The organism is Bradyrhizobium sp. Leo170 (assembly GCF_004296405.1).
GTDB lineage: Bacteria > Pseudomonadota > Alphaproteobacteria > Rhizobiales > Xanthobacteraceae > Bradyrhizobium.
The window spans coordinates 1-467 of the sequence record NZ_PSRR01000871.1 but is presented as its reverse complement, the minus strand read 5'-3'; the positions used below and the strand labels follow the sequence as shown (position 1 = coordinate 467).

Sequence of the window (467 nt, the reverse complement as noted above, 5' to 3'; positions counted from 1 at the left end):
TTCTAAGCGGAAGCCTTTGCGCGTCTCATCGACGATGCCGACACCTGCCGCATCAGCGTCGCAAACTACGTCGAACTGTCGATCGTGATCGAGAACCAGTTCGGCCCGGAAGGGATGCGACAGGCGGAAGCCTTCTTCCGTCGCGCCGGCATCATGATCGCGCCGGTGACGGTCGAGCACGGTGAGCTTGCCCGGCAGGCCTCCCTCGATTTTGGGAGGATCGGCACACAGCCGGCGTGAACTATGGCGACTGCTGTTCCTACGCCCTGGCGAAGGCGACGGGCGAGCCGCTCTTGTTCAAGGGCAATGATTTCAGCCAAACCGACATCGCGGCAGCATAGCCCCCGCTGGATGCGTCGAGTCCACCACATTCACGGAGTGCGCCCGCCAACGCCGGACAGGTAGATGCGGATGCCCGACTTGTTGGGATCGCTGGCCGCGGGCTCCTGCGGAGATGGCGCCACCGC

At 64.0% G+C, this 467-nt stretch carries 1 protein-coding gene; it reads right to left on the bottom strand.

Translation table 11 applies throughout. The annotated features are described in order from the left end of the window. On the bottom strand, positions 1-180 hold a 180-nt coding region (locus tag CWO89_RS47455), incomplete at its 3' end, for a hypothetical protein (RefSeq protein WP_207234739.1). Positions 181-467: the final 287 nt, after the last annotated feature.